Annotated in this window: 13 protein-coding genes; 4 read left to right on the top strand and 9 right to left on the bottom strand. The window is 69.2% G+C overall.

Going from position 1 to position 13,083, the window contains the following annotated elements:
- On the top strand, positions 1-232 hold a 232-nt coding region (locus tag VFM98_RS16715), incomplete at its 5' end, for a DUF924 family protein (protein ID WP_325111031.1).
- A gap of 9 nt (positions 233-241) precedes the next feature.
- Here the strand turns inward: VFM98_RS16715 and VFM98_RS16710 are convergent.
- Positions 242-877 (bottom strand): hypothetical protein, encoded by a 636-nt coding sequence (locus tag VFM98_RS16710; protein ID WP_325111030.1) that lies wholly within the window; start codon positions 875-877, stop codon positions 242-244.
- A gap of 96 nt (positions 878-973) precedes the next feature.
- Entirely contained in the window at positions 974-1,765 is a 792-nt protein-coding gene (gene xth / locus VFM98_RS16705; RefSeq protein ID WP_325111029.1) for an exodeoxyribonuclease III, read from the bottom strand.
- A 72-nt stretch (positions 1,766-1,837) separates the two neighbouring features.
- Here xth and VFM98_RS16700 point away from each other — a divergent pair, with 72 nt between their 5' ends.
- On the top strand, positions 1,838-2,089 hold the full coding sequence (locus VFM98_RS16700) for a hypothetical protein (RefSeq protein ID WP_325111028.1): 252 nt from the start codon (positions 1,838-1,840) through the stop codon (positions 2,087-2,089).
- On the opposite strand, the gene VFM98_RS16695 is transcribed toward VFM98_RS16700, so the two are convergent.
- Positions 2,086-2,301, bottom strand: coding sequence for a hypothetical protein (locus VFM98_RS16695; RefSeq protein ID WP_325111027.1), 216 nt, complete (start codon positions 2,299-2,301; stop codon positions 2,086-2,088). The two genes, VFM98_RS16700 and VFM98_RS16695, sit on opposite strands and share 4 nt — an antisense overlap.
- 59 nt (positions 2,302-2,360) lie before the next feature.
- On the opposite strand from VFM98_RS16695, the gene VFM98_RS16690 reads away from it, so the two are divergent.
- A complete protein-coding gene (locus tag VFM98_RS16690) occupies positions 2,361-2,822 on the top strand; it encodes a hypothetical protein (protein ID WP_325111026.1) in 462 nt (153 codons plus the stop codon).
- A gap of 28 nt (positions 2,823-2,850) precedes the next feature.
- Positions 2,851-3,021, top strand: coding sequence for a hypothetical protein (locus tag VFM98_RS16685; RefSeq protein WP_325111025.1), 171 nt, complete (start codon positions 2,851-2,853; stop codon positions 3,019-3,021).
- Positions 3,022-3,072: 51 nt separating this feature from the next.
- Here the strand turns inward: VFM98_RS16685 and VFM98_RS16680 are convergent, their stop codons facing one another.
- From VFM98_RS16680 to VFM98_RS16655, 6 genes are all read right to left on the bottom strand, one after another.
- A complete protein-coding gene (locus VFM98_RS16680) occupies positions 3,073-5,268 on the bottom strand; it encodes an MtrB/PioB family decaheme-associated outer membrane protein (RefSeq protein WP_325111024.1) in 2,196 nt (731 codons plus the stop codon).
- A gap of 16 nt (positions 5,269-5,284) precedes the next feature.
- Positions 5,285-6,259: a DmsE family decaheme c-type cytochrome gene (locus VFM98_RS16675; RefSeq protein ID WP_325111023.1), complete on the bottom strand. Its 975-nt coding sequence runs from the start codon at positions 6,257-6,259 to the stop codon at positions 5,285-5,287.
- A 15-nt stretch (positions 6,260-6,274) separates the two neighbouring features.
- Positions 6,275-8,722, bottom strand: coding sequence for an OmcA/MtrC family decaheme c-type cytochrome (locus tag VFM98_RS16670; protein ID WP_325111022.1), 2,448 nt, complete (start codon positions 8,720-8,722; stop codon positions 6,275-6,277).
- Positions 8,723-8,833: 111 nt separating this feature from the next.
- On the bottom strand, positions 8,834-9,160 hold the full coding sequence (locus tag VFM98_RS16665) for a c-type cytochrome (protein ID WP_325111021.1): 327 nt from the start codon (positions 9,158-9,160) through the stop codon (positions 8,834-8,836).
- 257 nt (positions 9,161-9,417) lie between these two features.
- Positions 9,418-12,012: an OmcA/MtrC family decaheme c-type cytochrome gene (locus tag VFM98_RS16660; RefSeq protein ID WP_325111020.1), complete on the bottom strand. Its 2,595-nt coding sequence runs from the start codon at positions 12,010-12,012 to the stop codon at positions 9,418-9,420.
- Between the two features lie 279 nt (positions 12,013-12,291).
- Complete coding sequence (locus tag VFM98_RS16655) at positions 12,292-12,675, bottom strand: ComEA family DNA-binding protein (protein ID WP_325111019.1); 384 nt, start codon at positions 12,673-12,675, stop codon at positions 12,292-12,294.
- Between the last annotated feature and the right edge of the window lie 408 nt (positions 12,676-13,083).

The raw sequence follows: 13,083 nt of genomic DNA, 5'->3' as shown, positions 1-13,083 counted from the left end.
GGACCTGCGCCAGTTCTTCTACCTGCCCTTCATGCACTCGGAGCAGCTCGCGGACCTGGAGCGCTGCGTGGCGCTCAACGAGCCCCTGGGGGGCGAGTCGCTGCGCTATGCCCGCCACCATCGCGACATCGTGGCGCGCTTCGGGCGCTTCCCGCACCGCAACCCCGTGCTCGGGCGGGCGAGCACGCCCGAGGAGGAGCAGTTCCTGCGCGAGGGCGGATTCGGCGGCTAGCAGCGCCGGCTAGCAGCGGATGTCGATGCCGTCGTATTCGGCTTCGAGCGCGAGCGAGGAGAGGTCGGGCTCGGAATCGAGGAAGTCGCGCCGCGTGGCCTCGAAGTCGCCCGCGCGCACGTGGACACCGCCGGGCGCGAAGCTCTCCGGCGAAATGACGATGCCGCCCGCCAGCGCCCCGGCCGCGATTTCGGCGGCCCGCTGCGGCAGGTGCCCCAGCGGAGTGCACCACAGGCGGCCGTGGGCGCGGAAGAAGGCGAGCGTGCAGGTTCCGCTCACCACGCCGATGCGCAGCGCGACGCCCCCTGCGGCGCGCTGCAGTTCCATCGCCATGCGCACCGCGGCGCCCGGCTCCTCGAAGGTGACGAGCGCGGTGGCATCGACATAGGGATCGAGCCGGCCGCCGTGGCGCGTGTTGATGCGCTGCAGCTCCTGGTAGAAGCGTTCGGTCGCGCCGCCCGGCTCGCCCGCCGGCGCGGCGGCGTCGGCGTGCACGAGCGTCAGCTCGCGTTCCTCGAAATGGATGCTGCCGCTCCCGCCGCCGAGGAACAGTTCCTTCCACACCGCCGCCGGCAACTGGTGCAGCACCTTGTCCGACAAGGCCTCCAGCAGCAGCGCATCGCCGCTCTCGTCGCGTGCTCCCATGGTTCCTCCCTCCCTTGGCTCGTCCGTAACGGGATGAAACCACGGGCCTTCAAGCACAGCGGTAAGCGAAAACTGCGCGGCGGTTAAGAAAATTCCCTAGGTCTGGCCTGGATGCGGGCTCGCCAGTTCGATCCACGTGGGGGCATGGTCGCTCGCCTTCTCCTCGCCGCGCACCCAGGTATCGACACCGGCGGCGCGCAGGGACGGCGCCAGCTTGCGGTTCAGGAGCAGGTGGTCGATGCGCAGGCCGGCGTTGCGCTGCCAGTGCTGGCGGAAGTAGTCCCAGAAGGTGTAGATCGGCACCGCGGGGTGCAGCTGGCGGATCGCATCGGTCCACCCCTGCGCCAGCAGGCGCTCCCAGCAGGCGCGGCTCTCGGGCTGCAGCAGGGCGTCCTTGCGCCAGGAACGCGGGTTGTAGATGTCGAAGTCGGTCGGCACCACGTTGTAGTCGCCGCACAGCACCACCGGATGATCCGCGTCCACCAGGGTGGCCGCATGCGCGATCAGGCGCTCGAACCACGCGAGCTTGTAGTCGAACTTGGGGCCGGGTTGCGGATTGCCGTTCGGCAGATAGAGGCAGCCCACGACCACGCCGTCGACCGCCGCTTCCAGATAGCGGCTCTGCGTGTCGGCCTCGTCGCCGGGCAGCGCGCGGCGGATCTCCACCGGCTGCTGCCCGCGCGCCAGGATGGCCACGCCGTTCCACGAGCGCTGCCCCTTCCACACGGCGCCGTAACCGGCCGCGCGGATCGCATCGGCGGGAAAGCCCTCGTCGAGCGCCTTCAGCTCCTGCAGGCAGGCGACGTCGGGCTGCTCCTTCTCCAGCCAGCGCAGCAGGTGCGCGAGCCGCGTCTTGACCCCGTTGACGTTGAAGGTCGCGATTTTCATGGCGGCCCGATCCTACACAGCGGCCGGCCTCCGCGGCTTAGATTGGTTGCGTACCGCAAAGGAGAAATGGACATGCCCGATCCCAAGGACAACGCCAAGGCCAGCGGCGACGTGCATCCGCCCGAGGTGGAGGAGATGGCGCCGGAGCGCCCGCGCGGCCAGCCCGACACCGAAGGTGCATTCGGCAGCGACCGCGAGGCACCGCTGGCGCGCGAACTGGAAAACGAAGGACGGGCCGGCAAGGGCGAGAACCAGGCCGGCTACCTGAAGGACAAGGATGCGCCCGGCATGGGCGAGAAAGGCAGCAAGTCGTCCAAAACCTAGGGCTTGGTGCGGCGGCGGCTGAAGGCCTCGGCCCCGCCGCTGCCGCCGCCGTCGGGGAAATCGTGCGCATCGAGCCGGTCGCGCCGCTTCGGCAGCGGCGCCTCGACCAGGGTGCTCGCCGAGTTCTCGCCGTGGTCCGGCCGGGCCGGCACCGAGGATGTGGGGCGCTCGCCGAGCTTGGCGTGGCTGGAGCGGGTGTCGCGGGACTTCATGCGCCACAATGTGACGAGGCCCCGCCGCGCCGCCTGTCGGACAACCCCGCGAAGCGCCCATGAAGATCGCCCGCGCCCTCCTGCCCCTGCTGCTCGCCCTGCCCTGCGCGGCGCAGCAGGATCCGCTCAAGTCCGCCGCCTGCGGCAGCGCGCTGTCGCAGCTGCAGGCCGCGCGCCAGCAGCGGGCCGACGCCGCGAGCGTCGAAGCGCTGCGTTCCGCCGCCGCGAGCACCTGCCTCGGCGTGGGCGCACCGCCCTCGCGGCCGGGCCGCGTGCTGCAGGCGCCGATCGCGGTGCCGCCGCCGCAGATCGAAGTGCCGGCCCAGGCCCCGCCCGTGACCGTTACGCCGCTGGTGACGCCGCTGCCCCCGGTGGCGATCCAGCGCCCGCCCAGCCCGGCGCTGTGCGATGCCGGCGGCTGCTGGTCCAGCGACGGCTCGCACCTGCAGTTCGTGCCGCCCACGCGCATCGGCCCGCCGGGCCTGTGCACCGTGCAGGGCGCAGTGGTGTATTGTCCGTAGCTCGACAAACCACCCGGAGAACCAGAACATGGGCAACAAGATCGTGACCGAAGCCGACCGCAAGCGCACCCCCGCCCCGCGCACCGCGGAGGGCTACCGCATCGCCAGGGAAGGCACCGGCCAGAAGATCAGCCTGGAGCGCGGCACGTCCACGCGCAGCAAGAAGAACCCCGGCAAGCGCGCCCACAAGGGCGGCTGAGCGTCGCTCTCCTCGCAAGGGGCGGCCGAGCGCCGCCCCCTCTTCCCCACCCTATTTCCAGCTGTAGGTGTAGACCACCCGCAGCAGCGTCACGCGCTGCACCAGGTCGCGCGTGCCGACGGTGCCGTCCGAGAACACGAAGGGCGTGCCGTTGCTGCCCCAGGCCCAGTCGTTCCAGCGGGTGCGGTAGTGCGCCAGTTCCGCGCGCAGCGCAGACTGCTTGTCCAGCGTGTACTTGCCCGAGAGCCGCAGCACGGTCTGGCGGAAGGTGATGGCCGGCAGCCCGCCGCTGGCTTCCAGCAGCGCGACATCGGCGAGCGGCGCCGTCGAGTCCAGCCGCTGCGCGAAGGTGGCGCGATCCCGCAGGTACGAGAGGTTCGCGCCCAGTTCCAGCTTGCTGGTCGGCTTGCCCGTCAGGCCCAGGCCCACGTGCGTCTCGCGGTTCTTGAAGGCGATGAAGGCCTGGTCGGGCCGGCTCTGGTCGATCGTCTGGTTGCCGTGCGCGACGAAGCCGTTCACGCCCCATGCATCCGAGATGGTGTAGTTGAAATCGACGGTGGCCTGGCGCATGCCGGACTCGCGCACGCCGTAGACGCCGGGCGCCTGGTAGCGGTCGGTGCCGACGTCCAGCGCCGCCTGCACCGAGAGCGCATCCAGCGGCTGCCAGTCGGCCAGGAAGCGCACCTTGTCGCGCTTGCGGTCCGCCAGCGTCGGCATGAAGACCCCGCGGTCGAAGCCGATGCCGGGCGCGTTCGGGTCGGGCACCTCGGTCACGCCCAGGCCGCTGTTGTCGGCCAGCCAGTTGGAGCCGTCGCGCTTGCTGTGCTCGTAGGCCAGCGCGCCGCTGACGCTCTCGGTCATCTGGCGGCGCAGTTCCGCGCGGTAGGTGGTCTCGTCGGTCTTCTGCCGCTCGGCCGTCACGCCAGCAGTGGCGCTGGTGGGCGTGAACACGCCGCGGTCGATCTGCTCGCGGCCCAGGCCCAGGCTGCCGCGCCATTGGGGCGTGAACTGGTAGTTGGCCTGCAGCTTGCCCTTCGTGGTGCGGTAAGGCAGTTGCCGGTTGGTGTAGAAGGTGGTGCCTTCCACGTTGTAGAGGGCCAGCGGCGTGTCGTCGTCGCGGTCCTCGAAGCGCAGGTTGCCCTGCAGCGACAGCTTGGCCATCGGCCGGGCGCTGAATCCGGCGTGCGCCAGCGTCGTCGTGACCTTGCCACCGAGATCGTCCACGCCCGCCGGCGCGCCGGCCAGGCCGGCACCGAGGAAGCTGTCGTTCTGCGTGGCGCGCGAACGCGCCAGCTTGAAGTTGACGGTGGAAGTCGGGGACAGCAGGTACGCGCCCGTCAGGTCGATGTGGTGGGCCTGGTTGTCCGGCGGCAGCGCCACCGGGTTGCCGAGGATGGACGCCAGCCCCGCGCTCGTGGGCAGCTGCGTTCCCACCGGGTTGAACAGGCTGCCCGGGATCTGCGGGTTCAGGCTGCCGAAGCTGTTCTGGTAGAACGAGCCGTAGTAGCCCAGGCTCAGGCGCAGCTTGCTCGCCGCGTACGACAGGCGCGCGTCCACCTGGTGGTGGTCGGAGTCGATCGGCTCGGGCGCGAACAGCACTCCCGAGCCCGTCTGCACGCCGTTGCTGCCGGTGCAGGTGGGCGCCAGCGCGGAGGGGCACGCGAAGCCGATGCCGAACAGGCGCGAGCCTTCCTTGTGCTCGGTGCGGCCGCTCAGCTCGAACTGCAGCCGCGGCGAGATCACCTTGGTGAAGCCGAGGCCGAGGCCCTTGCGCTTGGTGGCGAGGTCCAGGTCCGACCCGGTGCCGGGCGCGATGGTCACGATGCGCGGCGTGGTGGTGCCGGCGCCGGCGATGCCGCTGTTGAACAGCACCGTCTCGCGCCGCACCAGTTCGCCGTACTCGGCGCGCACGGCCCAGTCGCCCTGGCGGGCCCAGCGCAGCCCGAGCTCGCGGTTGTCGGTCAGCAGGTCGCTGGCGGTGAAGCGCACCCCCACGCCCGTGTCGTCGTTGCGCCGGTAGTAGTCGGCGCCGAACAGGCCGAACACGTGCTGGCTCGGGCGCAGCCCGCTGTACTGGTCGAACTGGAGGCGGTCGCCGCGGTCGCCCGCGACGGCGCCGATACCGGCGCTGACGGAGCTTTCGACGACGGACTCGGCGTGGCTGTAGGCCGGAGCGAAGGCTGCGACGAGGGCCAGCGCGAGGACGGAGGGACGGCAGCGTCCGGCGGGTCGGCAGAGGGAAAGCATGGTTTTCTTTCTTCGCTCAGCGGAACAGGAATTGCGGCGTCGGGCTGGTGGCCGCCGGGTTGTTCGAGCCGTGGGTCTGCGTGTGGCAGTTGGTGCACGCCCGCGCCTGCCAGGTGTTCACGACGTTCTTGCCGGTGGTGGTCGGTCCGACGGCCGCCGGGAAGCCGGGCCGCGGCGGGGTGAACACGCCCGGCTGGCCGCCGACGGCGCCCACGCCACCCGTCACGTGCGGGGTGTGGCACTGCATGCACAGCATCGGCGGGCGTGCCTTCAGCATCGCCTGCACGGTGCTGCCGTGCGGGTTGTGGCAGCTCGCGCAGTCCTGCGTGGCCGGCTCGTGCGGATGCACGAAGGGGCCGCGCTTCTCGGCGTGGCAGCTGTAGCAGGTGTCGTTGGTGCTGTCCTTGCGCGCCAGCTTGGGGCCGGCGGAGCCGTGCACGTTGTGGCAGTCGCGGCAGGCCATCTTGCCCTCCGCCACCGGATGGTGCGAGGGCCGCGCGAGCTGGGTGCGCTGCTCCTTGTGGCAGGAGTAGCACAGCTCCGTCTCGGTGGCGCGCGCCAGCGCCTTGTCGTTGTTGGTGTGGTTCTGGTGGCAGCTGTTGCAGGCGATGTCGGCCGCCTCGTGCTGGCTGCCGGCCCAGAGCATGCGCTTCTGGTCCTTGCTGTGGCAGCTGGTGCAGACCGCGTTGCGCACGGCCACCGGCGAGATCGACTTCTTGCTGAAGATGACGTCCGGCGGCTGCTGCTTGCCTCCCGCCGGCTTCTTCACGTGCCCCGGGCTGGGCCCGTGGCACGTGACGCAGCCAGGGGTGCGGGCATCGGTGGAATGCGAGTGCGCATGGCGGCTGGAGTCCGTCAGGTCCTCCGAGTCATGGCATTCCACGCAGGCCTTGGACGCCTCGGCATCCATCCCGGCCAGGGCCGCCGCAGGCGCGGCGAGCCCCCCTACGCAAAGCAGCAAGGCTGCCAGTACCGTGCGCAATCGCATCATGGTTCTTCTTCGCCGTTACTTCTGACCGTGGACGATGTCCACGCCCTTGAACAGGCCACTGGAGTGGCAGTCCGCGCAGGTTTCCACCGTCGCCGTCGACTGGGCCTGGGTGCGGTCGCCGAAGCTCGCGTTGCCGAAGCTCGTGACGTGGCCCATGGCCTTGGGCGAGTCGTGGCAGGCCGTGCAGCTCGCGGCCTTGGGCGAGATCACCAGCCAGTTCATCGGATCGGTCTCGCCGGCGGGCTTGCGGATCACGGAGCCCACGGTGCCCTTGTCGAGCTTGTACGAGTTGTCGACGTGGCAGGCGTTGCAGTTGATGCCCACGCCCGGCCAGGCGACTTCGGCGGCGTAGTTCTCGACGTCGGCCGCCAGCGGGGCGCCACCGCCGACCGCCGTGCCGTCCTTGTTGAAGGCGCGGTCGCCGACCTTGTTGCCGTGGGTGAACGGGAACGTGCGGCGCGAGTTACCGTGGATGCCGTGGATCATGCGCTTGAACTGGTACGACTCGTTGAAGCCCAGGCCGTTGGTCATCAGCGTGGACGACATCTTGTTCGGCTCGTGGCAGACCACGCAGGCTTCGACCGTGTTGCGCGCGCCGCCGTGGAAGGCTTCGCTCAGCGTGTTGGCACCGGAGGTGGTGCCGAGCGCGCCGTGGCAGACGTTGCACTTCTCGCTCGAGACGATGGTGCGGCGCGGCTGCAGGGTGCCGGTGAGCGCGATTTCCTTGGAGGTGTTCTGCACCACCACGTTCACCAGCGTGCGCGGCGTGACTTCCGGGCGCGGGTCGGCGGCGGACTGGAGTGCGAGCTTGGGCTCCTTGACCTGGCCGATCGTCGCGATGCGCGCGGTGCCCGAGATCACGTGGGTGGCCGAGGGCGTCGGCAGCGTGATCGTGGCGGTGTAGTGGTTGCTGCCGTCGTTGGTGCCGGTGTAGGCGAACACCTGGGCCGCGCTGCCGCTGGTGTACTCCGTCACGTTGGCGGGCTGGCCGGCGAGGCTGCCGTAGGCGACGATCAGGCGCAGGTTGCCGAACTTCGTGCTGCCGGAGCAGGCCACGGGCGTGCCCGTGCAATCGGGGGTGACCAGGTTGTAGGCGGCGTTGCCGCGGGTCGGATCGGACAGGAAGTACTTGACCGTGATCGCGTTGCTGGCCGCGTCGTACGAGGCCGCCTCGATGTTCATCTTGTACTTGGCCGCGTTGTCCTCGTTCTGGTTGAAGTGCACGCGCTCGGGCGAGATGGCACCGCCGGGGGCGTGGCAGCGGGCGCATTCGCTGTTCGGCAGCAGCGTCGCCGCGGCATTCGGGTCGCGGTTCTTGTTGAAGAACGTGTGGCGGACGAACCAGGAGGTCGGTTCCGTGGAGGCCTTGCCGTCGTGGCAGGTCAGGCAGGCCTCGCGGCTGGCGCGGCTCTTCCAGTTGTCGCCCTGCGGGGTGGCGGGGTTGGAGCCGCTGTGGCACTTGGTGCAGTTGCGCAGGTCCTGCGGGAAGCCGACTTCGGCGAAGCTGATCTTGTTGTCGCCGTACCCCCAGATGGCGTATTCCTCGCCGCGCGACTTCAGCAGCTTGCCGGCGTGGATCTTGTGCACCATGGTGGACAGCGTCAGCACGTTGCCGCTGTTCGCGTCGGTGGTGCCGGGGTTGTGGCACATCACGCAGAACTGCGTGTCGACGCGGCCGCCGCCGTGCATCGCGAGCTTCTCGTGGCAGGAATTGCACGAGCTCACGTCGGTCATCTTGCGGGTGAGCGCCGGGTCGGTGACGGGCACCGAGTTGCCGTTCGCGTCGATGGTGAAATCGAAGTACGGATTGACGAGCACCGTCTCGCCGGCCGCGTTCTTGTACGACAGCTGGATCGCGACGCGGTGCGTGCGCTGCGGCTCGAAGACCACGTTGTTGGTCTTGGCCGGGTCCTTCACGTCGGTGCTGAAGGTGTAGGTGTAGGAGCCGTCCGCGTTGCGCACCAGCTGCGTCGCCGCGGCGCTGGCGGGCTGCGGATCGGTGGTGGCCTGCATGGCCCCGTCGGGCAGCACGGGCGCGTTGTTGGGGCCGACGGTGGGCTTCGGCGTCTCCTTGCGGTAGATGTAGCTCACCCACTGGTCCGGGTCGCCGTTGGTGCCCGGCACCAGCTTGGCGAACGCGAAGCGCACGTTGGCGAGCGTCAGGTCGTCGACCAGCTTGCCGTCGGAGAAGACGGCGAAGGTCACCTTGGGCGGGCTCTTGACGGTCACGGCCGGCACGCCGGCGGACTGCAGCACGGTGAAGGGAGCCGAGGCGTTGCGCGAGGTGTCGTTGGCCGGATTCGCGGCGGCCGCGGCGAGCGCCTGCGTCGCCTGCCCGGGGGAACCCCCGGTGCCGGGCGCCGGCGCATCGCTGCCGCCGCCGCCCCCTCCCCCGCACGCTGCCAGCAGCACGGAGAGCGCCGCGACAGCCGCCTTTCCGTGCCGGATGAATGACTTCAGCATACCGCCTCCAAATTGCCCCGCGCGGGGCCCCCTTCTGCGAAAACCTGTGGCGTTTCGGGCGCCGGTCCCGGCCCATGCGGCGGGCCGGCGTTCCCTACTTCGCGCCGGACCTTATTGAGCGAGAACGAACTTGATCAGGGTGGCCACGGCCTTCGGATCCTTCAGCGCCTTGTGCTCTTCCTCCGAGCCGTCATCGAGCTTGACCTTCGGGCTCTTGGTGAGGAACTCGGTGAGCTTGGCTTCGGCATCGGCCTTGCCCTTGTACTTGGCGGCGACCTTCTGGTAGGCCGGGCCCTTCTTCGACTTGTCGATCGAGTGGCACTTGGTGCAGTTCTCGGCCTTCAGCAGCTTCATGGCGGCGTCGGCGTCCTGGGCGGTGGCCGGCAGGGTGAACGCGGCGGTGGCGATGGCAGTGGAGATGAGGGTAAGGACTTTCACGGATTGCTCCTGTAGTGAAGTAGGGAAACTGCGAGTACGTGAATGGTGCTCCGCAGCGGAATGGCCACGTTGACAAATGTCAACCGGGTACCCATGCCGAATCTTTTGCGCGCGCGCCGTTTGCGTTAGGTGGCGCTTTGGCCACAGGGAACGTTGCGCGCGGACACAAGAAAAACGGGGACGTTTCCGTCCCCGGGTTCTGGTTGCGGAGGCCGGCGACAGCCGGTCTCCGCCTGCTCGCGCTCACGCGCGTCGCATCACTTCGCGTGCACCGCCTTGATGTCGGCGATCTTGCCGGAGCCGTGGCAGACCAGGCATTGCTCGGTCTTGGCCAGCGCCGTGCTGCGCGCTTCGTAGATCGAACCGCCGTTGGCTTCCATGTGGGCCCGCGCCAGACTCGTGTCGTGGCAGGAGAAGCACGCCGCCGCGGTCGGCGAGCTCATCAGCGTGGTGCCGGCGGCTGCGGTGGTCGCACCCGTCCCGGCGTTGAAGCTGAAGCCGCCGCCGTAGGCGACGCCAGGCTCGAAGTACGGCGAGGTCGAAATGCTGGCCGCGAGCGTGCCCGTCGCTACCGTGCGCGGCAGCCGGCCGGCTTGCTGCTGCTGCGAGGTGCTGGCGCTGAAGTCGTAGGTGCCGGGCAGGTGGCAGGTTTCGCACTTGCTCAGGATCCCGGGGTACTCGATGCCTGCATACGTGCTGTCGGCCGACGCCGCATGCCAGTTGAACCCGACTTCCCGCTTGGCGCTGGCGTGGATCGCGTGCACGAACGAGGTCGAGTCCGCGGACCAGCCGCTGCTCGTGCGGTTCGGGTTGTGGCACCAGGAGCAGGTCGTGCCGTCGTTGCGCTGGCCGGCGTGGAAGGATTCGAGCGTGAACACGCCGAGTTCCTCGTGGCAGGAGTTGCAGCGCTTGTCCTCGACGATCGCACGGCGGCCGGTGTAGCCGTCGCCAACCTTCTGCACGTCCTGGGCGATGACGATCAGGCCACCGGTCTTCTTGCCGGCCACCACAGGCGAGTCCGCCGTGCCGAACCGCGGCTTGCGGGTCGGGTCGGCCAGCGAGCTGTCGACCAGGTTCACTTGCGTCAGCGGCTGGGTGGCGGTGAGGCCGTAGGTGTAGCCGATGCCGCCCGTGAGCATCTTCGCGTCGTCGGGGACGGTCACGCCCGTCAGCGTCACGGTGTAGTAGCCGCTCGCGTCGGGGCCGGTCATGGTGCCCGCGCCGGCGCCGGTGGCGGTGCCGTTCCAGATCGTCTTCAGGTAGCCCGAGGCCGAGGCGTTGAAGTCGGTCGGGGCCGCGATGCCGTCCTGCGGCACGGCGAACACGAAGTACGCGCTCGGCGAACCGACGAAGTTGTCCCACATCTCGGTCTTGGCAGCCTTGTCGTTGAACGGGACCGCGGTGCCGTTCTGCAGCATCCGGAACACGATCACCGGCTGCTTGCTGGCGTTGCGCGAGACGCTCTTGACGTCGTACGTCACCTTGATCGCGCCGGGCGGCAGGTTGTCGAGCTTGGAGGCGATCCAGGCCGCATTCGTGTTGTTGTTACCGCCGGCGACGGCGAGCGAGTTCTGCGGGTTCGGCGGCGTGATCGCGAGGTGGTACACCTTCTCGATCGAGTTCGCGTCGTGGCACAGGGCGCACTTGCTGTCGTCAGCCTGCGCACCGCCGATGTGGCCAGTGCCGGTGGTCGGCACGGGCTGGCCTTCCAGCTTGGCCTGGTTGGCAGCCGCGTTCGTCACGCCCTGGCCGGTGGCGAAGTTGATGCCGTCGTGGCAGGAACCGCAGGCGAGGCGGCTCGGGACGGTCTTGAAGTTGGACGCTTGCGGGGCCACCTTCGGCGCGGTGCTGTCGTGGCACTTCGAGCAGTTGCGGATGTCCTGCGGATAGCGCGTTTCGTTCAGCTTCACGCCGGCGTAGTTGTAGCCTTCCTTGACCAGCATCTCGCCCTTGTGCACGCGGTGGATCAGCACGGGGAAGTCGCCAACCGTCACGCCGTCGGCCACGTTGGTGCTGCCGGTGAAGACGTTGTTGGTCGACGTCACGTTGGCCTTGCCGAACTTGCGCTGGTCGGTGTGGCAGGTCACGCACAGGCGCGGGTCATACCGGCTGCCGGAGTGGAAGGTCTGGCTTTCGGTGCCCGGAATGCCGCCAAGCTTGCCGTGGCATTCGTTGCAGCTCGCCTTGTCGACGATCAGGCGCTGGCCCTCGTCCGTCGGCGTGAGCACCTTGCCCGTGGCCGGGATGAAGTCGAACACCGCGTTGACCGGGTTCTTCAGCGGGACGGCCGCCGTCGACTGCACGCCGTTGGGGGTGTTGGTGCCGGTCCCGGGGGCGTTGCCCGAGATCATGAGCACGAGCCGGTGCACCGCGTTCGGGTCGTACGTCAGGTCGCCGAGGTCGGCGGCCTTTTCGTTGCCCGTGAAGGTCATGGCGGCAACCTGGGCCTTCGCCTGCGTGATGTCGCGGTAGAAGGTGTACTTGTAGGTACCGTCGCCGTTGTCCACCAGCGTTCCGGTGTTGTCGCTCGAGGGCGTCGTGCCCTTCGAGGCGGCCGTCGCAGTGGGGACGCTCGTCACGATGTAGCTGACCCACTTGCTGGGGCCGGCGATGCCGGGCGCCGCGCCGGGCTTGCCGGGCACCAGCTTCGCCAGCGTGAAGGACAGGTTCGGGTAGCTCGCAACCGTGGCCGTGGCCGACTTCGAAGTCGAGCCCAGGCCGGCGATCGCGTTGCCGTTCTGGTCGGTCACCTTGAAGGTCACGACTGGCGGGCTCGCGATGGTCACGCCAGTGACCGTCGCATTGAATTGCGTCGCGGCGAACTGCTCGGCGCTCATCTGCGCCAGGTTCACCGGCGCCTGCGTGGTCGGCGTCGACGGGCCCGCGGGACCCGCAGGGCCTTGCGGGCCGGCCGGTCCGGTGTCTCCATCCGAACCCCCGCCGCAGCCATGCAGCATCAACGCTGCGGCTCCGACGACTGCCACATAGCGTGTCAGCCTTCTCAGTCTTCCTATCGCGATATGCACCATACCCTCCTTGGTGGATGCCACCTTGCTAACCATTCGCCCTCGGGTGAGGGCACCCCTCGAATTCGGCCGGCGCGGCGCGCCGCGCGCGTGCCGGCACCATCGTCATTTCGCCGCCTTGCCGAACTTGGCGTCCTTCTGTCGCGCCACCACGAGATCGCGCAGGCCCTGGAAGACCAGGGGTGAAACGATCCCGCGCGTCTGCAGGTGCGCCTTCGACAGGTAGGGACGGCCGGCGATGATCCGGTCGGCCTCCGCGTCGGCGATGCCTGGGAGCGTCTTGAGTTCCTGTTTGCTCGCGCTGTTGATGTCCACCAGCACGGCCTTCTGCGGCGCGGCGGCCTTGGCCTTCGGCGGCGCGGCCTTGCTGCTCGCAGCCGGCCTGGCCGCTGCGGCATTGCGCGGCGGCGCATCGGCGGCCAGCGCGAGGCCGGCGCACGTCCACGCGGCCAGCGCCATCAGCGCGGTGTCGACGAAGCGGTACTTCATTCCGATGTGTCCTTGTCTTCTGCTCCTTCGCTGCGTCCTCTCGTGGCGCGCGCATGGAGCCTTGCAACGGAATTGTGTTGAGGGGCGGCGCGCCCCGATATCGGAGTCCGTTCAAAGTTCCCCTAGGAATCGTCCGAGCGGAAAAACGCGCCGATTGCACCCGGTGAATGCGAGCGATTCGCGGCTGTCGCCCTTGTTCCCTGACGTGCGTCAAGGTTGCGCGCGTGTTCGCGACCGGAGCACGCCACGCGCATGTGCGGGCCTCGCGCGCCACGCGGCGTAAAGGCGACATCCCGAGTGGAACGCTCGGTCAATTCGTGCGCGCCGAAGGGACGTCGACGCATCGCGCGCGCCCCCAAAAGCGCTGCGCCGGCACGGCCGGGAGGCACGTGCCGGCGCAGCGGCTGG

Source organism: Ramlibacter sp. (assembly GCF_035706265.1).
Lineage (GTDB): Bacteria > Pseudomonadota > Gammaproteobacteria > Burkholderiales > Burkholderiaceae_C > Ramlibacter.
The sequence above is the reverse complement of the archived record's forward strand: the minus strand, read 5'-3'. Positions and strand labels throughout refer to the sequence as shown.